This is a genomic window from Streptomyces sp. RLB3-17, from assembly GCF_007113425.2.
GTDB lineage: Bacteria > Actinomycetota > Actinomycetes > Streptomycetales > Streptomycetaceae > Streptomyces > Streptomyces mirabilis_D.
Map to the genome: position 1 here is coordinate 4,251,939 of NZ_CP041610.2, position 22,806 is coordinate 4,274,744.

18 protein-coding genes and 2 tRNA genes are annotated in these 22,806 nt (G+C 69.4%); 5 read left to right on the forward strand and 15 right to left on the reverse strand.

What is annotated here, in order from left to right:
- Positions 1 to 1,542, reverse strand: a complete 1,542-nt coding sequence (gene folC / locus FNV62_RS19545; protein ID WP_143655009.1) for a bifunctional tetrahydrofolate synthase/dihydrofolate synthase — start codon at positions 1,540 to 1,542, stop codon at positions 1 to 3.
- A 518-nt stretch (positions 1,543 to 2,060) separates the two neighbouring features.
- Positions 2,061 to 4,685: a valine--tRNA ligase gene (locus FNV62_RS19550; RefSeq protein ID WP_060897737.1), complete on the reverse strand. Its 2,625-nt coding sequence runs from the start codon at positions 4,683 to 4,685 to the stop codon at positions 2,061 to 2,063.
- 136 nt (positions 4,686 to 4,821) lie between these two features.
- Between FNV62_RS19550 and FNV62_RS19555 the strand changes: the two genes are divergently transcribed.
- Positions 4,822 to 5,820, forward strand: coding sequence for a hypothetical protein (locus FNV62_RS19555; RefSeq protein ID WP_054231897.1), 999 nt, complete (start codon positions 4,822 to 4,824; stop codon positions 5,818 to 5,820).
- Between the two features lie 93 nt (positions 5,821 to 5,913).
- Here the strand turns inward: FNV62_RS19555 and clpX are convergent, their stop codons facing one another.
- From clpX to FNV62_RS19580, 5 genes are all read right to left on the reverse strand, one after another.
- The gene (gene clpX, locus FNV62_RS19560; protein ID WP_054231969.1) at positions 5,914 to 7,200 is read right to left on the reverse strand and encodes an ATP-dependent Clp protease ATP-binding subunit ClpX; all 1,287 of its coding nucleotides are present in this window, start codon (positions 7,198 to 7,200) and stop codon (positions 5,914 to 5,916) included.
- 171 nt (positions 7,201 to 7,371) lie between these two features.
- Positions 7,372 to 8,052: an ATP-dependent Clp protease proteolytic subunit gene (locus FNV62_RS19565; RefSeq protein ID WP_060897739.1), complete on the reverse strand. Its 681-nt coding sequence runs from the start codon at positions 8,050 to 8,052 to the stop codon at positions 7,372 to 7,374.
- 137 nt (positions 8,053 to 8,189) lie between these two features.
- The gene (locus FNV62_RS19570) at positions 8,190 to 8,795 is read right to left on the reverse strand and encodes an ATP-dependent Clp protease proteolytic subunit (protein WP_060897745.1); all 606 of its coding nucleotides are present in this window, start codon (positions 8,793 to 8,795) and stop codon (positions 8,190 to 8,192) included.
- Between the two features lie 429 nt (positions 8,796 to 9,224).
- Positions 9,225 to 10,631 carry a trigger factor gene (gene tig / locus FNV62_RS19575; RefSeq protein WP_060897740.1) on the reverse strand — a complete coding sequence of 469 codons (1,407 nt, stop codon included), beginning with the start codon at positions 10,629 to 10,631 and terminating at the stop codon, positions 9,225 to 9,227.
- A 260-nt stretch (positions 10,632 to 10,891) separates the two neighbouring features.
- Positions 10,892 to 10,968 (reverse strand) — tRNA-Pro (locus tag FNV62_RS19580).
- A 152-nt stretch (positions 10,969 to 11,120) separates the two neighbouring features.
- On the opposite strand from FNV62_RS19580, the gene FNV62_RS19585 reads away from it, so the two are divergent.
- Positions 11,121 to 11,194, forward strand: a tRNA-Gly gene (locus FNV62_RS19585).
- 320 nt (positions 11,195 to 11,514) lie between these two features.
- Here FNV62_RS19585 and FNV62_RS54625 read toward each other — a convergent pair.
- From FNV62_RS54625 to FNV62_RS19595, 3 genes are all read right to left on the reverse strand, one after another.
- A complete protein-coding gene (locus FNV62_RS54625) occupies positions 11,515 to 11,688 on the reverse strand; it encodes a hypothetical protein (protein ID WP_169081042.1) in 174 nt (57 codons plus the stop codon).
- Positions 11,689 to 11,815: 127 nt separating this feature from the next.
- Positions 11,816 to 12,133, reverse strand: a complete 318-nt coding sequence (locus FNV62_RS19590) for a TMEM175 family protein (RefSeq protein WP_225900299.1) — start codon at positions 12,131 to 12,133, stop codon at positions 11,816 to 11,818.
- A 366-nt stretch (positions 12,134 to 12,499) separates the two neighbouring features.
- Complete coding sequence (locus FNV62_RS19595) at positions 12,500 to 12,694, reverse strand: hypothetical protein (RefSeq protein WP_054231893.1); 195 nt, start codon at positions 12,692 to 12,694, stop codon at positions 12,500 to 12,502.
- Between the two features lie 652 nt (positions 12,695 to 13,346).
- On the opposite strand from FNV62_RS19595, the gene FNV62_RS19600 reads away from it, so the two are divergent.
- A complete protein-coding gene (locus tag FNV62_RS19600) occupies positions 13,347 to 14,561 on the forward strand; it encodes an acyltransferase family protein (protein ID WP_143655010.1) in 1,215 nt (404 codons plus the stop codon).
- A 26-nt stretch (positions 14,562 to 14,587) separates the two neighbouring features.
- Here the strand turns inward: FNV62_RS19600 and FNV62_RS19605 are convergent, their stop codons facing one another.
- Both FNV62_RS19605 and FNV62_RS19610 read right to left on the reverse strand, forming a co-directional pair.
- A complete protein-coding gene (locus FNV62_RS19605; RefSeq protein ID WP_225900300.1) occupies positions 14,588 to 15,043 on the reverse strand; it encodes an HD domain-containing protein in 456 nt (151 codons plus the stop codon).
- Positions 15,044 to 15,313: 270 nt separating this feature from the next.
- Positions 15,314 to 16,486, reverse strand: coding sequence for a PP2C family protein-serine/threonine phosphatase (locus FNV62_RS19610; RefSeq protein ID WP_097284723.1), 1,173 nt, complete (start codon positions 16,484 to 16,486; stop codon positions 15,314 to 15,316).
- 150 nt (positions 16,487 to 16,636) lie between these two features.
- Here FNV62_RS19610 and FNV62_RS19615 point away from each other — a divergent pair, with 150 nt between their 5' ends.
- Complete coding sequence (locus FNV62_RS19615) at positions 16,637 to 17,866, forward strand: GNAT family N-acetyltransferase (RefSeq protein ID WP_143601636.1); 1,230 nt, start codon at positions 16,637 to 16,639, stop codon at positions 17,864 to 17,866.
- Between the two features lie 26 nt (positions 17,867 to 17,892).
- Here the strand turns inward: FNV62_RS19615 and FNV62_RS19620 are convergent, their stop codons facing one another.
- Both FNV62_RS19620 and FNV62_RS19625 read right to left on the reverse strand, forming a co-directional pair.
- Complete coding sequence (locus tag FNV62_RS19620; RefSeq protein ID WP_143655011.1) at positions 17,893 to 18,702, reverse strand: Fpg/Nei family DNA glycosylase; 810 nt, start codon at positions 18,700 to 18,702, stop codon at positions 17,893 to 17,895.
- Positions 18,703 to 19,371: 669 nt separating this feature from the next.
- On the reverse strand, positions 19,372 to 19,860 hold the full coding sequence (locus tag FNV62_RS19625; RefSeq protein WP_097284726.1) for a ribose-5-phosphate isomerase: 489 nt from the start codon (positions 19,858 to 19,860) through the stop codon (positions 19,372 to 19,374).
- A 238-nt stretch (positions 19,861 to 20,098) separates the two neighbouring features.
- Between FNV62_RS19625 and FNV62_RS19630 the strand changes: the two genes are divergently transcribed.
- Positions 20,099 to 21,592 (forward strand): amino acid permease, encoded by a 1,494-nt coding sequence (locus FNV62_RS19630; RefSeq protein WP_225900301.1) that lies wholly within the window; start codon positions 20,099 to 20,101, stop codon positions 21,590 to 21,592.
- Positions 21,593 to 21,668: 76 nt separating this feature from the next.
- Here FNV62_RS19630 and FNV62_RS19635 read toward each other — a convergent pair whose 3' ends face one another.
- Positions 21,669 to 22,397, reverse strand: coding sequence for a hypothetical protein (locus FNV62_RS19635; protein WP_164657571.1), 729 nt, complete (start codon positions 22,395 to 22,397; stop codon positions 21,669 to 21,671).
- Between the last annotated feature and the right edge of the window lie 409 nt (positions 22,398 to 22,806).

The following is a 22,806-nucleotide window of genomic DNA, read 5'->3' on the forward strand; positions in this document are numbered from 1 at the left end:
TCAGCCCCTCCCCAGGAGCAGTCGGGCCTCGCCGACGGTGATGACGGAGCCGGTCACGAGTACGCCGCCGCCCGCGTACTCGCCCTCCTCCTCGGCCAGGGTGATCGCGGCCTCGATCGCGTCGTCGAGCCGCGGCTCGACCTGCACCCGCTCGTCGCCGAAGATCTCGACGGCGATCCCGGCGAGCTCGTCGGCGTCCATCGCGCGATGGCTGGAGTTCTGGGTGATCACGACCTCGGCGAAGATCGGCTCGAAGGCCTCGAGCAGCCCCTGTACGTTCTTGTCGCCGCTCGCGCCGACGACCCCGATCAGCCGGCTGAAGTCGAAGGCCTCGCCCACGGCCTCGGCGGTGGCACGGGCGCCCGCCGGGTTGTGCGCGGCGTCCAGGACGACGGTCGGTGAGCGCCGTACGACCTCGAGGCGGCCCGGCGAGGTGACGGCGGCGAACGCCTTCCGCACGGTGTCGATGTCGAGCCGCTGGGCGTGCGCCGAGCCGACGCCGAAGAACGCCTCGACCGCGGCGAGCGCCACGGCGGCGTTGTGCGCCTGGTAGGGGCCGTGCAGCGGCAGGAAGATCTCCTCGTACTCCCCGCCGAGCCCGCGCAGTGTGATCAGCTGCCCGCCGACGGCGACCTGCCGGGCGACGACCCCGAACTCCAGGCCCTCGCGGGCCACGGTCGCGTCGACTTCCACGGCCTTCTTCAGCAGCACCTGAGCGGCGTCCACCGGCTGCTGCGCCAGGATCACCGTCGCGTCCTGCTTGATGATGCCGGCCTTCTCGGTGGCGATCTCGCCGGGCGTCTCGCCGAGCCGGTCGGTGTGGTCGAGGTCGATGGGGGTGACGACGGCGACGTCCCCGTCGATCACGTTGGTGGCGTCCCAGCTGCCGCCCATGCCGACCTCGACGACGGCGACGTCGACGGGGCTGTCCGCGAAGGCGGCGTACGCCATGCCGGTGAGCACCTCGAAGAACGACAGCCGGTACTCCTGCTGGCCGTCGACCATCTCGATGTACGGCTTGATGTCGTTGTACGTCTCGATGAACCGCTCGGCGGAGATCGGGGCGCCGTCGAGGCTGATCCGCTCGGTGATCGACTGGACGTGGGGGCTGGTGTACCGGCCGGTGCGCAGGTCGAAGGCGCCGAGGAGGGCCTCGATCATGCGGGCGGTGGAGGTCTTGCCGTTCGTGCCCGTGATGTGGATCGAGGGGTACGCGCGCTGGGGCTCGCCCAGGACGTCCATCAGCGCGGCGATCCGGCTGACGGAGGGCTCCAGTTTGGTCTCGCCCCAGCGGCTGGCGAGCTCGGACTCCACCTCGCGCAGCGCCTTGTCGACCTCGGGGTCGGCGGGGCGGGCGGGTACGTCGGCCTGCCGGTCCGCGTCGGCGCCCTGGGTGCGCAGGGTGCGGCTGCCGGCCTCGATCACCGCGAGGTCGGGGTCGCGGTCGGTCTCGGCCGCGATGATCTCGTCGAAGAGGCCGTGCGGGTCGCTGGGGTCCGGCTCGTCCGGCTCGCTGCTGTCGTGCGGGGGGAGCTCACTCACGCTGCCAGTCTACGGAGCCGAGCCCGCCCCGGGTCTCTCGCCCCCGCCGCCCCTACCCGTCCCGTCCCCGGGGGCTCCGCCCCCGGACCCCCGGGTGGGTTCTTCGGCTGCGGGCGAGTGGGGGCCGGCCGCGCAGTTCCCCGCGCCCCTGAGGCGCGGGGCTACGCCCCGGCGCCCAGGCATCTAGGGCCGCGGAGATCTGCGCGCCAAGCCCCCACCCACCCACACCCAAACGAATCCGAGCGAACGGAAAACGCGGGGCGAAGCCCCCGCCTCAGGGGCGCGGGGAACTGCGCGCCAAGCCCCCACCGGCCCGCGGCCAAACGAATCCGCGCGGACGGGAGAATGCGGGGCGAAGCCCCCGCCTCAGGGGCGCGGGGAACTGCGCGACCAGCCCCCACCCACCCGCGGCCGAACAACTCCGCGCGGCCAAGGGGATCGGGGCTGAGCCGAGGGACGTCGAAGGCCCCCGGGACCAGTGAGGTCCCGGGGGCCTTCGTTCAGCTACGACAGAGCCGTTACGCCTCCGGGAGGCGTTCCAGTTGGGCCTGGATGCGGGCGATGTCCTCGTCCGCCTTGGCGAGCCGCGTACGGATCTTGTCCACGACCTGGTCCGGCGCCTTGGCGAGGAACGCCTCGTTGCCGAGCTTGGCGTTCGCCTGGGCCTTCTCCTTCTCCGCGGCGGCGAGGTCCTTGGCGAGCCGCTTGCGCTCGGCCGCGACATCGATCGTGCCGGAGAGGTCGAGCGCCACCGTGGCCCCGGCGACGGGAAGCGTCGCCGTCGCCGCGAAGGCCTCGCCCTCCGGCTGCAGCCGCAGCAACTGGCGGATGGCCGCCTCGTGCGGGGCGAGGGCGGTGCCGTCCAGCGTGAGGCGGGCCGGAACACGCTGGCCGGGCTGGAGACCCTGGTCGGCACGGAAGCGGCGAACCTCCGTGATGACCTGCTGAAGCGTCTCGATCTCACGCTCGGCGCCCGCGTCGCGGAAACCGGAGTCGGTCGGCCACTCGGCGATGACGACCGACTCGCCGCCGGTCAGCGTCGTCCACAGCGTCTCGGTGACGAAGGGGACGATCGGGTGCAGGAGGCGCAGCGTGACGTCGAGGACCTCGCCCAGGACACGCCCGGAGACCTTCGCCGGCTCGCCGCCCGCCATGAACGTCGTCTTGGACAGCTCGACGTACCAGTCGAAGACCTCGTCCCACGCGAAGTGGAACAGGACGTCCGAGAGCTTGGCGAACTGGAAGTCGTCGTAGAGCGCGTCGACTTCGGCGACCGTCGCGTTGAGACGGGAGAGGATCCAGCGATCGGTCGCCGACATCTCCGAGGCGTCCGGCAGCGGGCCCTCCACCGTCGCGCCGTTCATCAGCGCGAAGCGCGTGGCGTTCCAGATCTTGTTGGCGAAGTTGCGCGAACCCTGGACCCAGTCCTCGCCGATCGGGACGTCGACGCCGGGGTTCGCGCCACGCGCGAGGGTGAACCGGAGCGCGTCCGAGCCGTACTTGTCCATCCAGTCCAGCGGGTTGACCGCGTTGCCGAAGGACTTCGACATCTTCTTGCCGAACTGGTCGCGGACCATGCCGTGCAGGGCGATGGTGTGGAACGGCGGGGTGCCGTCCATCGCGTACAGGCCGAACATCATCATCCGGGCGACCCAGAAGAAGAGGATGTCGTAGCCGGTGACCAGCACGGAGTTCGGGTAGAACTTCGCGAGCGACTCGGTCTGTTCGGGCCAGCCGAGGGTCGAGAAGGGCCAGAGGCCGGAGGAGAACCAGGTGTCGAGGACGTCGGTGTCCTGGTGCCAGCCCTCGCCGGTCGGGGCCTCGTCGTCGGGGCCGACGCAGACGACCTCGCCGTTGGGGCCGTACCAGACCGGAATGCGGTGGCCCCACCACAACTGCCGCGAGATGCACCAGTCGTGGAGGTTGTCGACCCAGTCGAAGTACCGCTTCTCCATCTCCTGCGGGTGGATCTTGACCCGGCCGTCGCGGACCGCGTCACCGGCGGCCTTGGCGAGCGGGCCGACCTTGACCCACCACTGCATGGACAGCCGCGGCTCGATGGTGGTCTTGCAACGCGAGCAGTGGCCGACCGAGTGGACGTACGGCCGCTTCTCGGCGACGATCCGGCCGTCGGCGCGCAGCGCGGCGACGATGGCGGAGCGGGCCTCCAGCCGGTCCAGGCCCTGGAACGGACCCGGGACCGTGATGACCGCGTGCTCGTCCATCACGGCGATGTTCGGCAGGTTGTGGCGCTGGCCGATCTCGAAGTCGTTCGGGTCGTGGGCCGGGGTGACCTTGACCGCGCCCGTGCCGAACTCCGGATCGACGTGGGTGTCCGCGACGACCGGGATGAAACGCTCGGTGAGCGGGAGGCGGATGTTCTTGCCGACGAGGTGCTTGTAGCGCTCGTCGTCGGGGTGCACGGCGACGGCCGTGTCACCGAGCATCGTCTCGGCGCGGGTGGTGGCGACGACGATCGTGTCGTCCCCCTCCCCGTACTTCATGGAGACCAGCTCGCCGTCGTCGTCCTGGTACTCGACCTCGATGTCCGAGATGGCCGTGAGGCAGCGCGGGCACCAGTTGATGATGCGCTCGGCGCGGTAGATCAGCTCGTCGTCGTAGAGCTTCTTGAAGATGGTCTGGACGGCCTGGGACAGACCCTCGTCCATGGTGAAGCGCTCGCGGGACCAGGCGACGCCGTCGCCGAGGCGGCGCATCTGGCCGGAGATCTGTCCGCCGGACTCGGCCTTCCACTGCCAGACGCGCTCGACGAAGGCCTCCCGGCCCAGGTCGTGGCGGGACTTGCCCTCCTTGCCCAGCTCCCGCTCGACGACGTTCTGCGTGGCGATGCCGGCGTGGTCCATGCCGGGCTGCCACAGCGTCTCGTAGCCCTGCATGCGCTTGCGGCGGGTGAGGGCGTCGATGAGGGTGTGCTCGAAGGCGTGCCCGAGGTGCAGGCTGCCCGTGACGTTCGGCGGCGGAATGACGACGGTGTAGGGCGGCTTGTCGCTCTTCGCGTCCGCCTCGAAGTAACCACGTTCTACCCAGCGCTCGTACAGCGTCCCCTCTACGTCGGCCGGCGCGTACTGGGTCGGCAGTTCGGGAGTGGGCTCTGATTGCGGCTGCTGAGAGTTCTCGGTCACGGGGTCAGTTTAGGGGCGCCACCGCCCTGTCCCGAAACACGATTCTTTCGTAACGGTCCGCCCCCCACCGCCGTGGCACCCCAGGGGTTACGCCAGGATGTCAGGAACACATAAGCATCTGGAGGGGAACCCAGAGATGAGCTACAACCAGCCGGGCCCGTACGGTGGGCCGCCCCAGCAGCCCGGGCCGTACGGTCAGCCGGGGCAGCAGGGCCCCTACGGCCAGCCGCCGCAGGCACCCCAGCCCGGTTACGGCTATCCGCAGCAGGCTCCTCCGCAGCCCGGCTACGGCTACCCCCAGCAGGCTCCCCAGGGTGTCCCGCCGCAGACTCCCCCGTACGGTCAGCAGCCCGCGTACGGCCAGCAGCCCCCTTACGGCCAGCAGCCTCCCTACGGCCAGCAGCCCTACGGCGCCCCGCAGCCGCCCGCGCCCGGCGGTGGCAAGAAGAAGACGGCGCTCGTCATCGGCTCGGTCGCGGTCGTCGCCGCGATCGCCGTGGGGGCGTATCTCGTCCTCGGTGGTAGCAGCAGCGGCAGTGGTTCGGTCGCGGACGACGGCCCGCACAAGCTGACGACGCCCGCGACGGTCATCAACGACACCTACAAGAAGTCCGACAGCTCCGGTGACACCCCCACGATGTCCGACAGCGACATCAAGGACTTCGAGAAGTGGGGCGTGAAGAACGCCAAGGACGCCGGCGCGGGCTACGTGAACGGCACGGGCCTGACCGCGAAGAACCTGTCCTTCAGCGGTGTGTACGGCACGATCGACGACCCGGAGGCCGTCGTCGACGCCATGTTCGCCAAGCTGAAGACGGAGTCCGAGAAGAACCAGAGCAAGGACAAGACCAAGGGCAAGCTGCTCGGCAGCCCGCAGGAGTTCAAGCCCTCCGGCTTCAGCAACGGCATCCTGAAGTGCCAGGCGGCCGAGATCACGAACACCGACTCGTCGACCTCGACGGCCGGCGCTCCCAAGACCGTGAAGGTGCCCCTGTGCGTCTGGGGCGACCACAGCACGGTCGCCTCCGTCACCTCGGTCGACATCGCCGCCTTCCTCACCGGCAAGAGCGGCTCGCTGGACGAGGCGGCCGCCACCGCCGCCAAGCTCCGCAACGACGTCCGCGTCAAGATCTGACCGCCCGCGTCAACCGCGAGCGCAACAACGGCGAAGGGGCCCCGGTCGGTTGACCGGGGCCCCTTCGCCGTATGTCCGTGCGTGCGGTGGCGGTTACGCCGTCTTCTGCTCGCCCGGGCCGCGACCGCGGGCGTCGCGGGGGATCAGCGTCGGGTTGACGTTGGACAGGACGACGTCCGCCGTGATGACGACCCTCGCCACGTCCTTGCGCGAGGGAACCTCGTACATCACCGCCTGGAGGACCTCCTCCATGATGGCGCGCAGGCCGCGCGCGCCGGTCTGGCGGAGGATCGCCTGGTCCGCGATGGCTTCCAGGGCCTCGCGCTCGAAGTCCAGCTCCACGCCGTCGAGTTCGAACAGGCGCTGGTACTGCTTCACGAGCGCGTTGCGCGGCTCCACGAGGATCTGGAGGAGTGCCGGCCGGTCGAGGTTGTGGACCGAGGTGATGACGGGCAGCCGGCCGATGAACTCGGGGATCATGCCGAACTTCACCAGGTCCTCGGGCATGACGGCCTCGAACTGGTCCTTGGACTCGAGCTCGCGCTTGGAGCGGATCGTCGCGCCGAAGCCGATGCCCTTGGCACCCGCCCTCGACTCGATGAGCTTCTCCAGGCCCGCGAAGGCGCCGCCCACGATGAACAGGACGTTCGTCGTGTCGATCTGGATGAACTCCTGGTGGGGGTGCTTGCGTCCGCCCTGCGGCGGAACGGAGGCGGTCGTGCCCTCCAGGATCTTGAGCAGCGCCTGCTGGACGCCCTCGCCGGACACGTCTCGCGTGATCGACGGGTTTTCGCTCTTACGGGCCACCTTGTCGATCTCGTCGATGTAGATGATGCCCGTCTCGGCCTTCTTGACGTCGTAGTCGGCCGCCTGGATGAGCTTCAGCAGGATGTTCTCGACGTCCTCGCCGACGTACCCCGCCTCCGTCAGCGCCGTCGCGTCGGCGATGGCGAACGGGACGTTGAGCATGCGCGCGAGCGTCTGGGCGAGCAGAGTCTTGCCGGAGCCCGTGGGGCCCAGCAGGAGGATGTTGGACTTCGCCAACTCGATGGCGTCGTCCCGGTTCTGACCGCCGCCGTTCTCACCGGCCTGGACCCGCTTGTAGTGGTTGTACACCGCGACCGAGAGGGCTTTCTTGGCCGACTCCTGGCCGACCACGTACCCCTCGAGGAACTCGTAGATCTCGCGGGGCTTCGGGAGCTCCTCCCAGCGGACCTCGCTCGTTTCCGCGAGTTCTTCTTCGATGATCTCGTTGCAGAGATCGATGCACTCGTCGCAGATGTACACACCGGGGCCTGCGATGAGCTTCTTGACCTGCTTCTGGCTCTTGCCACAGAACGAGCACTTGAGCAGATCGCCGCCGTCACCGATGCGTGCCACGGTGTGCTTCCCCTTCGCCTGGGAGACGCCTAGGTCCAGCGGCTCCTGGTGCTGCCTTATGTCCGACGGTACCTTGCCGAGCCCCCCGTTCGGGCCCCCCTTGGCGCGGTTCACTTTGTCGTGAACCGCGCCAAGGGGCGACAGACGAGCGGCAGACGATACAGCGATACGTCAGACGATCGCGGAACTGTTCATCTTGCGGGTGGAGATGATCTGGTCGATCAGGCCGTACGCGAGCGCGTCCTCAGCGGTGAGGATCTTGTCGCGCTCGATGTCCTCGCGGATCTTCTCGATCGGCGTGGTCGAGTGCTTGGCCAGCATGTCTTCCAGCTGCGCGCGCATCCGAAGGATCTCGTTCGCGGCGATTTCGAGGTCCGAGACCTGGCCGCGGCCGGTCTCGCTGTAGGGCTGGTGGATCAGCACGCGGGCGTTCGGAAGCGCCATGCGCTTGCCCGGCGTGCCGGCGGCCAGCAGGATCGCGGCGGCCGAGGCCGCCTGCCCCATGCAGACCGTCTGGATGTCGGGCTTCACGAACTGCATCGTGTCGTAAATGGCCGTGAGGGCCGTAAACGAGCCACCGGGGCTGTTGATGTAGACCGAGATGTCGCGGTCGGGGTCCATCGACTCCAGGCACAGCAGCTGCGCCATGACGTCGTTGGCGGAGGCGTCGTCGATCTGCACGCCGAGGAAGATCACGCGCTCCTCGAACAGCTTCGCGTACGGGTCGTACTCACGCACGCCCTGCGAGGTGCGCTCGACGAAGCGCGGGATGACGTAGCGGGACTCCGCACGAGGACCGGTGTACTCGGCCTGCGTGCGGGCGTAGATGCCGCTGCCGGGGAAGTCGTTCACTGTGTCTCCTGAAGAGCCTGTAAGAGCCTGAGGCGGTCGGCCGGGGCGCTGGAGGGCCGTCTGCGCCGCTCCGGGGCACTGGGTGCGCCCGGAGAGCGACAGAGGGGCCACGCGCCGCCCTGGGGGCGCTGAGGGGCTTACGCCGCCCCGGTGCCGCCACCGCCCGGCATACCGGCGGCGGTGGGCATGATGTCGTCGATGAGGCCGTACTCCTTGGCCTCGATCGGGTCGAACCAACGGTCACGGTCCGAGTCACGAGTGATCTGCTCGACCGTCTGACCGGTGTGGAAGGAGGTCAGCTCCGCCATCCGCTTCTTGGTGTGCAGCAGCCGCTCGGCGTGGATCTTGATGTCCGACGCGGAGCCCGCGAGGCCGGCCGAGGGCTGGTGGATCAGGATCTCGGCGTTCGGCAGGGCGAAGCGCTTGCCGGGGGTGCCCGCGCTGAGCAGGAACTGACCCATCGAGGCCGCCATGCCCATGGCGATCGTCACCACGTCGTTCTTGATGTACTGCATGGTGTCGTAGATCGCCATGCCGGCCGTGATCGATCCGCCGGGGCTGTTGATGTAGAGGTAGATGTCCTTGTCCGGGTCGGAGGCAAGGAGCAGCAGCTGCGCCGTGATCTTGTTGGCGATGTCGTCGTCGACCGCCTGGCCGAGGAAGATGATCCGCTCGCCGAGCAGCCGGTTGTAGACCTGGTCGCCGAGGCCACCACCGATAGGGTCGCCGGCAGCTGTGGGCATCAGATTCGTCACGTATCCACCTGCTCGTCTTACGACGGCGCCGGGCCGTCTCACGTCTTCTGCTGGGGGCGTGGGACCCCGGTGCGACAACCGCCCGGGGCGGCTTCGGGGACTCCCCTGCCCTCGTATTCATGGACCCTAACGCGCGGGTCCCTCCGGGGAATCCCGCAGAAGGAACTGTTCGCTGTGAGCGCATGCGCTCCGCTGGGTCGGACAGGGGGTTCGGCGGGGCTCCGCCCCTTGTGGGGCGCGGGGAACTGCGCGAGCGACCCACCACAAGCCGCACCCGCCGATGGACCGTCCGTGGCAGACGCGTCTGCGGCTCTGTGGGGGCTGAGCGCGCAGTTCCTCGCGCCCCTGAAGGCCGACGGCCCCCGGGGACACAAGTGTCCCCGGGGGCCGTCGTACAGCTGCTGAAGTGCCGTGGGCTTACGCCTCGGGCTTCTCCTCGGAGGCCTCGGTGGAGGCCTCGTCACCGTCGGTGACCTCGGCGACGACCTCGGTGGCCGACTCGGTCTCGTCCTCCTCGTCGTCGAGGTCGACGACCTCGCCGTTGGTGTCCTTGACCGTGGAGGCCTCGACGACGACCGCGAGGGCCTTGCCGCGGGCGACCTCGCCGACCAGCATCGGGACCTGGCCGCCTTCGACGACCGCCTGGGCGAACTGGTCGGGGGACATGCCGGAGGAGGCCGCACGCCGCATGAGGTGCTCGGTGAGCTCCTCCTGGTTGACGTTCAGCTTCTCCTTGTTGACGAGCTCGTCCAGGACGAACTGGGTCTTGATGCCCTTGATCGCCGCTTCCTTGGTCTCGGCGTCGAACTCCTCCTCGGTCTTGCCCTGGATCTCCAGGTACTTCGCGAGGTCGAGGCCCATCTGGCCGAGCTGGTGGTGCTCGAGGTTGTGCTTACGGGTGTTGATCTCGTCCTCGAGCAGCTTCTCGGGGACCGGGACCTCGACCAGCTCGAGCAGCTTCTCCAGGACACGCTCCTGGGCCTGCGTGGCCTGGTCGTACTGCTTCATGTTCTCGAGGCGCTTGCGGCTGTCCGCCTTGAGCTCTTCGAGGGTGTCGAACTCGGAGGCGAGCTGCGCGAAGTCGTCGTCGAGCTCGGGCAGTTCGCGCGCGGCGACCTGGGTGACCTTGACGGTGACCTCGGCCTCCTTGCCGGCCGCCGAGCCGCCCTTGAGCTCGGAGGCGAAGGTGGCCTCGCCGCCGGCCTCCAGGCCCTTCACGGCCTCGTCGATGCCGTCCAGCAGCTCACCGGAGCCGATGGTGTAGGAGACGTCGGAAGCGACGCCGTCCTCCAGCACCTCTCCGTCGACCTTGGCCTCCAGGTCGATCGTGACGACGTCGCCGTCCTGGGCGGCGCGCTCGACCGGCGAGGTGGACGCGAAGCGCTCACGGAGCTCCTCGACGGCCTTCTCGACGTCCTCGTCGGCGACCTCGACTGCGTCGACCTCGACCTCGATGCCGGAGTAGTCCGGGATCTCGATGGTCGGGCGGACGTCGACCTCGGCGGTGAAGTTCAGCGTTTCGCCGTCCTTCAGCTCCGTGATGTCGACCTCGGGCTGGCCGAGGACGTTCAGCTCAGCCTCGTTGACCGCTTCGGTGTAGAACTTCGGGAGCGCGTCGTTGACGGCCTCTTCGAGCACGGCACCGCGACCGAACCGCTGGTCGATGATGCGCGCCGGGATCTTGCCCTTCCGGAAGCCCTTCACCGTGACCTGCTGGTTGATCTTCTTGTACGCCGCGTCGAGGCTGTCCTTGAGCTCCTCGAAGGGCACCTCAACAGTGAGCCGAACCCGAGTCGGGTTCAGGTTCTCCACGGCGCTCTTCACGGTTCGGTCTCCTTGTGGCTGACTTCTTGGGGGTACTGCTGCGGGGTTCTGCTGTTTTGTTTCTGCCGAGATCAGGCAGAGCCTCAGCGGATTCGCGGCCCTTGAGAGACGTAACAGTGCAGACACACGGGCGCGCAACCTGCATAGTAACCGCAGGCGGTACACGCCCCAAAAGGCGATCTTGCGATCCCGGCCATCGGCCGTCGGGCGTCTGTTCTCTCGCCTGATCCGTCGTCTGACGTGTCGCCGGAACCGGCTGGTGGTCGGGGTGGCGGGATTTGAACCCACGGCCTTCCGCTCCCAAAGCGGACGCGCTACCAAGCTGCGCCACACCCCGTCGGTGCGACACGTAGGGTACATGCCCGGAGACAGCGCGGCTGCCGCATTTCACGAGCGTCCGCGGGGTCGCGGAACGGGGTGTGCGGGGACGGGGTGCGACCCGCTACGATGCCTCCTGTGCCGGGGTCACTGACCTGCGGTGCTCTCTGTGCGGGCGTAGCTCAATGGTAGAGCCCTAGTCTTCCAAACTAGCTACGCGGGTTCGATTCCCGTCGCCCGCTCCATACGCATCAGGGCCAGGTCAGAGGTTCACTCCTCCGCCTGGCCCTGATCGCTTTCCGGGACTCCGATCGGTCCCGCGTGTCCCCCTCGTGCACTTGCCCGCAGCGGTCTTGGGCGCGGCCCGGGCAGAGCCGGGCGCACGCCGCCGGCCTGGACAGATTCACCTGGTCAGGGCCATTTCACCCGACGGTTTCAGCCGCCTGAAGGAGCCGACGTCGGCTCGCGCGCGAAACCGCCCCTGATACCGCGGCTCGCCGGATGGCCACTGCCTTGTGGAGGTTCGGCGCCACACGACCACGGGTGCGCCAATGCCATGAACTTGTCAGTGCTTGAAGGAGCCCTTGGACTGTTCCTTCGCACCCCGCATCATGCCCCGTGCTTCGAGTGCGGCACCTTTCGCAGCAAGGGTTTCCTTGTGCACCGCGTGGGCCGCCTTCCGCACGGTCTTTCCGACGACCTGCTCGGCCTTTGCCTTGGCTCGTTCTCCGGCGCTCATCTCGGCACCTCCGCACACTCTCACTGGTCGTGTGCCCTTGAGGCAGGGGGCAAAACCACCCTGCGGGATGCGCCGATCGTGGACGGCGGCCTCCAGGGATCACTCCCACGCCGCAGGACGGCCGAGGTCATGGCTGCTTCCGTGTCGACGAAGGCCAGGGGAACAGCAGCAGGGCGACCAGGCCGAGGCCGAGGAGGGTCAGGCGGGTGATCACGGCCGGCTCGGTGGGCAGCGCGGTGAGGATGCGGCGGTGGTGGCGCCAGAATCCGGCGATGAGGGTGAAGCTGAGGGCGAAGGCGCCGAGGTGGGGAAGCGCATCGCTCAGGGCCTTGTGGAATGCGGCGTCGTCCAGATGTGCGGGGATCGCCACGTTGATGACGAGCAGTGTCATCGCGATGGCGTAGATGCCGTCGGACAGAGCGGGTGCGGCAGGACAGGGGACCAACGAGGCTCCCGCGCCGGTGGGTTGAGGACTTCGCGCACCCTCCCTCGACGGCACGGGAGCCTCGCGCGTTGCGGATGCGGCACAATGATCCACTTTCGTCCCACCGACGACGATCGGTGGGTCGGCCAGCGTCTGGGCGGCGCAGGCGCGATCCGCATACGCGATCTTCCGGACCGGCTACGCCCGGTCGGAACGCCGGTCGTTCTGCCGACCGGCCGGATCGCCGAGGAATTTCCCGGTCGGTCGGATCGCCGATCGAGCCGGCATGGAGAGCGCCGTCGGCCCGGGGCGCGGCCGTCGGGGCCGCGTCCACGAATGGGGGCGTGAAGGCGCCGGCCCGTCCCGCCCGGAGATCAGAACCGGAGATCAGAAACTGATCGAGTTGATCGTCTGCGCTATCGAGTCCAGGAACCGCTGGATGGACGGAGCCATTCCGGTCGATGCGAGGAAGAAGCCGAAGAGCACCGCGACGATGGCGGGCCCCGCCTTGATCGATCCCCCTCGGATCAGCACCACGAGGATGATCGCCAACAGCAGTACCACTGACAGCGAAATGGCCACAACTGATCACACCCTACGGTCGGTCCGCTCTCCCGGCCCGAGGGTGCAGCCCCGCACACCCCCGCCAGAACCATCGTGCCACCAACGCGGCCCCCGTATGCCGCAGGTGACACATCATCGGTCGGAACCGCCCGGGAACCGCACTCCCCCACCCTCCCGCGACGGACCAACTGCGCGACCCCGTACGGTAATTCGACCGTGCGCCCGCACGGGGAATTCCGAGGGATCGTTGCCGTGTCCACACATCCCGTTCGCAGGAATTTCCACTTGCCGTCACGGACGCGGCGAAGAAACCCCCGATGACGCCCGGAAGACGTCCCCGAAGACAGCGAAGGCGCCGAAGATTGGACATTTCACCGGAGTCGCCCGCGAGTGTTATGCACCAATTAGTCGTGACGAATGCGGACAGAACGACGCCACAACTGTCGTACGCGGTAAGGGGAAATCCTCAATTTCTGGGCACTCGAAACGTTACTCACGGACGAACTCACACGCGATAAGCAGGAATAACGCCAGGATTTTTACGAGGACACACAGACAACGCTAGGGTGCCTCGGATGTTCCACGCCGCCTCGTCCCCCGCAAGAGCAGCAAGGTCCTGGATCGTCTCCCCCGCTCCCTCCGCTCCCCGCGGTTCCTGGTGGGAGGCTTCGTGACGAACTCGCTCCACCCGAACGGTCCCCGTCGAACGCCGCTCCCCCCTGCGGAGCGGCCGGCGGAGGGGGTGCCGACCCCGCGCTCGGCCCCGAGCCGGCCGTCCGACCGGACTTCGAAGCCGGCCGGCGCCACGGCCACCACCGCCTCCACGGACGCCACGGCCACCCGGCCCGGCAAACCGCGTGACGCCTTCTTCGACAACGCCAAGTACCTGGCGATCGTGCTCGTGGCCGTGGGCCATGCCTGGGAGCCCCTGAAGGGTCAAAGCCGCGCCCTCGAAGCCGCGTACATGGTCGTGTACGCCTTCCACATGCCGGCCTTCATCATCATCTCCGGCTACTTCTCCCGCAGTTTCGACATGCGCGCCGACCGGCTGAAGCGCCTGGTCACCGGTGTCGCCGTGCCGTACGTCGTCTTCGAAGTGGCGTACGTCCTCTTCAAGCGCTGGGCCGACGACGATCCGTCGCTGCCGGTCAGCCTGCTCGACCCCTGGTTCCTCACCTGGTTCCTGTGCGCGCTGTTCATCTGGCGGCTGACGACGCCGCTGTGGAAGCTGGTCCGTCGGCCGCTTCCGCTCGCGCTCCTCGTGGCCATGCTCGCGACCACCTCGCCGTCCATCGGTGACGACCTGGATCTGCAGCGGACGCTCCAGTTCCTGCCGTTCTTCGTGCTGGGTCTGTGCATGAAGCCCGAGCACTTCCAGCTGGTGCGCCGCCGCGAGGTGCGCATCCTGTCGGTGCCGGTGTTCGCCGCCGCGCTGGTCGTGAGCTGGTGGGCGGTACCGCGGATGAACCCCGGCTGGTTCTACCACCGCGACAGCGCCCAGGAGCTGGGTGCCCCCTGGTGGGTCGGCCCCGTGATGGTGCTCGCCCTGCTCGGCTGCTCACTGCTGCTCACCGCGTGCTTCTTCGCCTGGGTGCCGCGCCGCAGGATGTGGTTCACGGCGCTCGGCGCGGGCACGCTGTACGGCTATCTGCTGCACGGTTTCCTGGTCAAGGGCGGCGACTACTGGGGCTGGTTCGACCACGAGTGGCTGCACCGGCCGCTCGGCGAGATCTTCGTGACCCTCGTCGCGGGCGTGGCCGTCACCCTGCTGTGCACGGCGCCGGTCCGACGGGTCTTCCGCTTCGCGATGGAGCCCAGCATGGAGTGGGCCTTCAAGCGGGACGCCACAGAGCCGGCCCGCGAATGGGCCAAGGCTCCGGCGTAACCACGTTCGGCCCGGTACGGCCACCGTCAGCCCGGCGGCAGTCCCAGCAGCGCCCGCATCGCGGCGTACTTCTTCGTCAGCCGCGCGCGGGTGTGCTCGTCGAGGACCGCGAGCCGGGCCGGGTCGGCGTTGTGCGCCAGGTCCGAGGCCTTGACCACGAGAGCTCCCGGAGTGGTACGAATGCGTTTCGCGTAGGACTCCGGGGGCTCTCCCTCGCGTTTGGTCAGCGCCAGCACGATGTCCTTCGTCCGCTCGGTCAGCGCGGCCTCGCGCAGCCAGTCCTCGGAGAGCACGTCGTCCTCGACGGCGTCGTGCAGCCAGGCCGCCGCGATCTGCTCGTCGTCGCCCCCGCGCTCACGGACCCCGTCCACGACGGCCTGCAGGTGCTCGGTGTACGGTCGCCCCGCCTTGTCGGTCTGGGCGGCGTGCGCCGTACGGGCGAGGGCCTCTATTTCGGCCAGGGTCAGGAGAGTCTGCGTCACCCCTCCAGTGTCTCCCGCCGCAGCGCCGAGCGGGCGGTGACGGTGACCGCCGTCAGACCGAGCATGACAACCGCCCCGGCGAAGGGCCCGTACAAGGCGAGGGACCCGTGCAAAAGGGGCGGGAAGTACGGTCCCTGCCCGGCCCGTCCCCGGGTGCTCCGCCCCCGGACCCTCTCATCGGCCTGAACGGCCTCGTCCTCAAACGCCGGACGGGCTGAATGACGCGGGTCGGGGCGGGTGGGGGTCGCGCGGCCGGACCCGGCGCCGTCGTCAGCGGGTCGCCGTGGTGCCGTCTCGGCAGATCAGGAGGAGGGCCCGGTCGTCGTTGACGTCCTTGGCGACCGCCTCGATGAGGTGCCACGCGGCGCCGTGGAATCCGCCCGCGACATAGCGGTCGGCCTCGCCGGTGAGGCGGTCGATGCCCTCGACGATGTCACGGTCGGAGGTTTCCACCAGACCGTCCGTGAACAGCATCAGGACGTCCCCGGGCCGCAGGGAACCCTTGACGGGGTCGAACTGGGCACCGTCGTACACCCCGAGGAGCGGACCCTCCGCGGCCTTCTCCTCCCAGCGCCCGCTGCCCGCGCTGAGCTGAAGGCCCGGCGGGTGCCCGGCGGAGAAGAGTTCGTAGTCGCCGGAGTCCAGGTCCAGGACCAGGTGGATCGACGTGGCGAAGCCCTCGTCCCAGTCCTGGCGCAGGAGGTAGCCGTTCGCGGCGGGCAGGAAGGCGTGGGGTGGGAGCGATCCCAGCAAGCCGCCGAAGGCTCCGGAGAGGAGCAGGGCGCGTGACCCCGCATCCATGCCTTTTCCGGACACATCGGTCAGGACGACTTCGAGGGTTCGGCCGCTGTTCGTACGTGCGGCCACGACGAAGTCCCCCGAGAACGACTGACCGCCCGCCGGGCGCAAGGCCATCTCCCGGTGCCAGCCCAGCGGCAGGCCCGGCAGCTTGCTCTGCACCCGGATGCGTTCGCGCAGGTCGAAGAGCATGGTGCCGCCGCGCCGCCAGGGCACGCCGACCCGGCTGCGGAACTGGGCGATCAGCAGGCCGAAGAAGCCGCAGGCCGCGACCACCAGGACCACGCCCGGGGTGACCCGGGAGGGGCCCTCGGTGTACGGGCCCAGCTTCACGGACTCCACTATCAGTGCGGTGGCGGCGGCCGCGTACAGGCCGAGCAGGCTGGCGGGGCGCAGCAGCAGGCCGCCCGCGACGATCGGCAGGACCAGCGCGGCCGGGGAGCACCAGACCGAGTTCATCAGCGTCGTGGCCGCGATCACGGGGATGGTCAGCAGCAGACCGGCCAGTGCGATCCAGTCCGAACCGTCGCCGCGGAAGTAGTCGACTGCGGATCTGCGCACGCCGATGCGAGCCCGGTGCCACTGCTTCTTCAACCGGGCCGTGAACGTCTCGGCTTCCGCGCGCCGCTCTCGTCCTGCTGCCATTAGTTCGGGACCCTATCCATCGGACCAGGTGCTTGGCACGGGAGGTCCCACTTGTCCCCCGTCCGAGCGCTCAACATCACAGTGAACGGCGCCCCCGGAGGTGGGGGAAATTCCCTCGCTCGTACCGCATTGCCCTGGTAGGCATGGCGTATGACGACTGACTTGCGGGTGTTGCGGCAGCCCGAGTGGGACACGTGGTACGACAACCTGGTCCGCGCGTTCGGGGGCGTACCGGAGTCGTCCGAGGAGCGCGAGGTGATGAACGCGCTCACAGAGTACGACCGTTTCCTGGGGATCTGGGACGGCGACCAGTGTGTGGGCACCGCGGGGGCGTTCTCGTTCCGGGTCACCGTCCCCGGCGGCACCTCCGTACCGGCCGCGGGCATCACGATGGTGAGCGTCGCGGCCACCCACCGGCGGCGCGGGCTGCTGAGGTCGATGATGCGGCGGCAGCTGGACGACATCCGCTCATGGGGCGAACCGCTGGCCGTGCTGACCGCGTCGGAGCCGGTGATCTACGGCCGGTTCGGCTACGGCATCGCGACCCACCAGTACAACGTCGAGATCGACACGACCCGGGTACGTCTGTCCGTACCGCCCGGCACCGATGACGTACGTCTGCGGTACGCCGCGCCTGCCGACGTACTCGACGCCTGCGAGGCGGTGTACGCGCGGCTGGTGCCGGGCCGGCCCGGGATGCTGGCGCGGCGGCCCGGCTGGGACCGGGCGATGCTGCTCGACCCGGAGAGCGAGCGGGACGGAGCGTCGCCGTTGCAGTGCGTGGTCGCCGAGCGGGACGACGAGGTCGTGGGCTACGCCCGGTACCGGATCAAGCAGGACGGCGACCACCGCGGGGCCGGGTTCACCGTCCGCCTCGACCAACTGGAGGCGCTCGACCCGGCGACGCACGCGGCGCTGTGGCGGTTCCTCTTCGAGATCGACCTGACGTCCACGCTGCACGCGCTCGGTCGCCCCGTCGACGAGGCGTGGCAGCACATGGTGTCCGACATCCGTCGCTGCGCGGTGCGGATGCGGGACGCGCTGCACGTGCGCCTCGTGGACGTCGGTGCCGCGCTGGAGGCGCGGACGTATCAGGCGCCGGTGGACGTGGTGTTCGAGGTGGAGGACCTGTTCTGCCCCTGGAACGAGGGGCGTTGGCGGCTCACCGGGGACACCAAGGGCGCGACCTGTGTGCGTACGTCGGACGCCGCCGATCTCGCGCTGTCCGTACGGGAGTTGGGGGCGGCGTACCTCGGCGGGGTGTCCCTGGCCTCGCTCGCGGCGGCGGGGCGGGTGCGGGAGTTGCGGCAGGGCGCGCTCGCGGAGGCCTCGGTGGGCTTCTCGTCGGCGGTCGCGCCCTGGTTGCCGCACGGGTTCTAGCCCCCCCCGGGGGGGGCGACCCCGGTTCAGCTGTTCTGGCAGGTCGGGCACCAGAAGAGGTTGCGGGCGGCGAGATCGGCGGTGCGGATCTCGCCGCCACAGATGTGGCAGGGCAGGTTGGCCCTGCGGTACACGTACACCTCGCCGCCGTGGTCGTCCACGCGCGGTGGGCGGCCCATGGCCTCGGGGGTGTGGTCCGGGCGGACGGTGTCGATGCGGTTGTTGCGGACGCCCTCGCGCATGAGTGCCGCCAGGTCCGTCCAGATCGCGCCCCACTGCGTCGGGGTGATGTCCTTCCCCGTGCGGTACGGATCGATGCCGTGTCGGAAGAGGACTTCTGCGCGGTAGACGTTCCCGACGCCCGCGATGATCTTCTGGTCCATGAGGAGGGCGGCGATCGTCGTACGGCTGCGGGAGACGCGGTGGTACGCCGCCGACGGGTCCGCGTCGGCGCGGAGGGGGTCCGGGCCGAGGCGGGCGTGTATCGCCTGCTTCTCGTCGTCCGTGATCAGGGCGCAGGTGGTGGGGCCGCGGAGGTCGACGTACGACGTGGCGTTCGCGAGGCGGAGGCGGACCGTGTCGGTGGGGGGTGGGGCGGGGGCGTCGCCGAAGGTCACTTTGCCGAAGAGGCCGAGGTGGATGTGGATCCAGTCGGCGGTGCGGAAGGCGAGGAAGAGGTGTTTGCCGTGGGCGTCGGCGTGTTCGAGGGGGGTGCCGTCGAGGAGGGCGGCGGCGTCGGTGAACTTGCCCTGGGGGCTGGTGACGCGGGTGGGCCCGCCTGCGAACCTGGCCTCGTAGTCCTCGGCCAGCCGGTGAATCGTGTGCCCCTCGGGCACGGGGTCCTCCTCGTACGGCAGTGTCTTCTACGGCGTCGACGGCTCGGGGGTTGTTTCGCCCCCGCCGCCCCTACCCGTCCCATCCCCAGGGGCTCCGCCCCTTCAACCCCACCGGGGGCGACGCCCCCGAACCCCGCGGGGCTACACCCCTGCACCCCACCAGGGGCTACGTCCCTGAACCCTGCGGGGCTCCGTCCCTGAACCCTGCCGGGCTCCGTGCTTGCACCCTGCGGGGCTTCGCCCCTGCACCCCACCGGGGGCTACCGCCCCCCTGGACCCCTGCGGGCATCCGCCCCGGACCTCCCGCATCGGCCTGAACGGCCTCGTCCTCAAACGCCGGACAGGCTGAAAGTGCGGGCCGGGGTGGAAGCTTTTAGGGGCGCGGGGAACTGCGCGACCAGCCCCCACCGGCCCGCGGCCGAAGAACGACGCCAGGCCGGGGATCCGGGGCGCAGCCCCGATCCTCTAGGGGCGCGGGGAACTGCGCGATCAGCCCCCACCGGCCCGGCGGCCAAAGAGCGACACCAGGCCAGGGATCCGGGGCGCAGCCCCGATCCTCTAGGGGCGCGGGGAACTGCGCGACCAACCCCCACCCACCCGCAGCCGAAGAACTCCGCGCGGCCGGGGATCCGGTGCGCGAGCAACCCCTGCGCACCCGCGGTCGGAGGCTCAGGCCTGCTGGGGGTGGTGGGGCGGGACGGGCGGGAGGTCGCCGGTCTTTTCGTAGGCCGAGAGCATGTCGATGCGACGAACGTGGCGCTCGTCACCGGAGAAGGGCGTGGAGAGGAAGACCTCCACGAACTTCGTCGCCTCCTCCTCGGAGTGCATCCGCGCACCCACCGCCACCACGTTGGCGTTGTTGTGCTGCCGCCCCAGCGACGCAGTCTCCTCGCTCCAGGCGAGCGCGGCACGAACCCCGTCCACCTTGTTCGCCGCGATCTGCTCCCCGTTGCCGGAGCCGCCGATCACGATGCCGAGGGCCTCGGGATCGGCCGCCGTACGCTCCGCCGCGCGGAGGCAGAACGGCGGGTAGTCGTCCTGGGCGTCGTAGATGAGGGGCCCGCAGTCGACGGGCTCGTGCCCGGCGGCCTTGAGCCACTCGACGAGGTGGTTCTTGAGTTCGAAACCGGCATGATCGGAGCCGAGATACACGCGCATGGTCCGAGTGTGACACGGCCGTTTCGGATCGGCGTCGCCGGGTGTCGCCAGCGAAAACTGTGAGCAACACTACAAACCTCAAGGAAACCTCAAGTAACGATCTGGATTCAAAGGTTCACGAATTCCTTTGCCTCCGATTCACTGGACCGGCTCGTTACAGGGTCCCTACAAGGACCCGCTCGGGTCCGTACACCGCTCGTACGGGAATCTGCTCACCCGGCGCAAAGGAATCCCCCTCATGACCTCGCAGCCGACCCCCACAAAGGCCGCAAGCGGCCCCGGAGGCCCCGGAGAACCCGGTTCGGGCCTCCAGGCAGGACTCAAGAACCGTCATCTGACCATGATCGCCATTGGTGGCGTCATCGGAGCCGGCCTCTTCGTGGGCTCCAGCTCCGGTATCGCCACCGCGGGCCCCGGAATCCTCCTCTCCTACGCCCTCGTCGGCACGCTCGTGGTGCTGGTGATGCGGATGCTGGGCGAGATGTCCGCCGCGAACCCGACCTCCGGTTCGTTCTCCGCGCACGCGGACCGCGCACTCGGACGCTGGGCCGGTTTCTCGATCGGCTGGCTGTACTGGTTCTTCTGGGTGGTCGTGCTGGCCGTCGAGGCGACCGCGGGGGCCAAGATCCTCGAAGGGTGGATGCCCGGCGTACCGCAGTGGGGCTGGGCGCTCATCGTGATGATCGTGCTCACCGCGACCAACCTGGTCTCCGTCGGCTCGTACGGCGAGTTCGAGTTCTGGTTCGCCGGGATCAAGGTCGTGGCGATCGGCGCGTTCATCATCGTCGGCGGCCTCGCGATCTTCGGCGTGCTGCCGGGTGTCGACGCCCCGAAGGCCGGCCTGGGGAATCTGACCCAGCACGGCGGCTTCCTGCCGCACGGGCCCGGCGCGATCCTCACCGGTGTGCTCCTGGTCGTCTTCTCCTTCATGGGCAGCGAGATCGCGACCCTCGCCGCCGGTGAGTCCGAGGACCCGCAGCGGGCCGTCACCAAGTCCACCAACAGCATCATCTGGCGCATCGGCGTCTTCTACCTGGGCTCGATCCTCGTCGTCGTGTCCCTGCTGCCGTGGAACGACCCCTCCATCAAGGACAAGGGCTCCTACGTCGCCGCCCTCGACTCCCTCGGCATCGCGCACGCCGGTGAGATCATGAACTTCATCGTGCTGACCTCCGTGCTGTCCTGCCTGAACTCCGGGCTCTACACGGCCTCCCGGATGGCGTTCTCGCTCGGCGAGCGCGGCGACGCGCCCAAGGTGTTCGCGAAGACCACCTCGCGCGGTGTCCCGATGGCCGCGATCGTCGTCTCGGTCGTCTTCGGCTTCGTCGCCGTCTTCTTCAACTACAAGTTCCCGGACTCGGTCTTCCTCTTCCTCGTCAACTCCTCCGGCGCGGTCGCCCTGTTCGTCTGGCTGGTCATCTGCTTCTCGCAGCTGCGGATGCGGAAGATCATCCAGCGCGAGGCGCCGGAGAAGCTGGTCGTGAAGATGTGGCTGTACCCCTACCTGACCTGGGCGACGGCCGCGCTGATCGTCTTCGTCCTCGGCTACATGCTGACCGACACGGAACACGACGGACGCGAGACCGTACTGCTGTCGCTGCTCGTCGCCGCGATCGTGCTCGTGATCGCCTTCGTGAAGCAGAAGCTCGGCGGCTCCGCGGCGACCGAGCCCGCGGGCGTCGGCGCGCCGGCGGGCGCCAAGGAGCCGGTCGACGCCACGTCGGAGGCCTGAGCACGCGGACGCGGATTCCGGCGGAATCGGTAACGGGGAGGGGCCCGGCGGCAGCTGCCGCCGGGCCCCTCCCCGTTCACAGCGGCGTGAAGCTCTTCTTGACCGCGTCGTAGACAGGGAGCGCGGTCGCCTCGATGTCGGGGTGGTACCAGGTGCTGATCTCGTACGACGTGCCGCCCGAGCGGAAGCCGAGCAGTCGGACGTGCCAGAGCCGGCCCCGGGCCGTGACGGTGTACTCCCAGACGACCGCGGACGCGCCGCGGAACGTGGTGCGCTCCAGGCGGATCCGGTGGTAGTTCAGGCCCTTGCTGGTGCCCACCTCCGCCTGCTGCCACTGCGCGAGCAGGTCACCCCGGGCCGGGGTCGCGTTGGCCACGATCTCCTGCGCGCGGTCGGGCGAGGTGTAGTGCACCTCGGAACCGCTCTGCGCCACCCGCTGCCAGCCCTGCGGCGGCACCCACGCGTACAGTCCGGCCTCCTTCCGGGCGCCCGCAGGCAGGCTCGGCGGGCGTGACGTGCCGTCGACGGTGGGGGGTGGGGAGGAGGGGTCGGTGGTGGATGTGGATGAGGTCTGCGCGGAGTTCGGCGACGTCGACGACGCCGACGGCGAGGTCGAGGTCGAGGTCGAAGTGGACGCGCCGGTCGTGTCGTGGGAGGAGCCGCCCGTCTGCGTCATGACGAGCCCGACGACGGTTCCCACGATCACCACGCCACCGGCGGCGGCCAGGCCCATCCGGCGCCGGCCCCGCCGTGGGACGGACGGCACGGCGGGGCCGGGGAGTTCGCCCGGCGGCATGACCACCACGCGGGAGACCGTGGTGTGCGTGGCGAGGGAGGGGGGTTCGGGAAGCGGCAGGGGTGCGCTGGGCTCGGGGGGCTGGTTCGGGGGTGGGTGTGGGTTCGGGGGCGGGCGCGAGGGGGGGTGAGGGGGGTCGGGGGTTGGATCGGGGTGTGGGGGCGGGTGTGGGGGCGGGCTCCGGGATGGCGTCCTGTATGGGGTCCGGCTCGGAGGCTGGTTCGGGGGTCGGTTCGGGAGCCCGCTGGGGCGGGAGGTGTTGCGCCGCGCGTATGAGGCTCACGTCCAGGAGCGCGCGCGTGGGCGACTCCTGGTGGAACGGGGGGACGGGGGGCGGCGCGGGTTCCGGTGTCTGCGGCATCCCCGGTGCATCCGGAGCCTCGGCCGTCCCGCCCACCTCTGACGTCTCGGACGCCTC

Bases quoted from the DNA above. Each gene is read 5' to 3' on its own strand.
- FNV62_RS19630 (WP_225900301.1), top strand. From the start codon at position 20,099: ATGACCTCGCAGCCGACCCCCACAAAGGCCGCAAGCGGCCCCGGAGGC.
- FNV62_RS19610 (WP_097284723.1), bottom strand. From the start codon at position 16,486: ATGGCAGCAGGACGAGAGCGGCGCGCGGAAGCCGAGACGTTCACGGCC.
- FNV62_RS19625 (WP_097284726.1), bottom strand. From the start codon at position 19,860: ATGCGCGTGTATCTCGGCTCCGATCATGCCGGTTTCGAACTCAAGAAC.
- FNV62_RS54625 (WP_169081042.1), bottom strand. From the start codon at position 11,688: ATGAGCGCCGGAGAACGAGCCAAGGCAAAGGCCGAGCAGGTCGTCGGA.
- FNV62_RS19570 (WP_060897745.1), bottom strand. From the start codon at position 8,795: ATGCCCACAGCTGCCGGCGACCCTATCGGTGGTGGCCTCGGCGACCAG.
- FNV62_RS19615 (WP_143601636.1), top strand. From the start codon at position 16,637: ATGACGACTGACTTGCGGGTGTTGCGGCAGCCCGAGTGGGACACGTGG.
- FNV62_RS19555 (WP_054231897.1), top strand. From the start codon at position 4,822: ATGAGCTACAACCAGCCGGGCCCGTACGGTGGGCCGCCCCAGCAGCCC.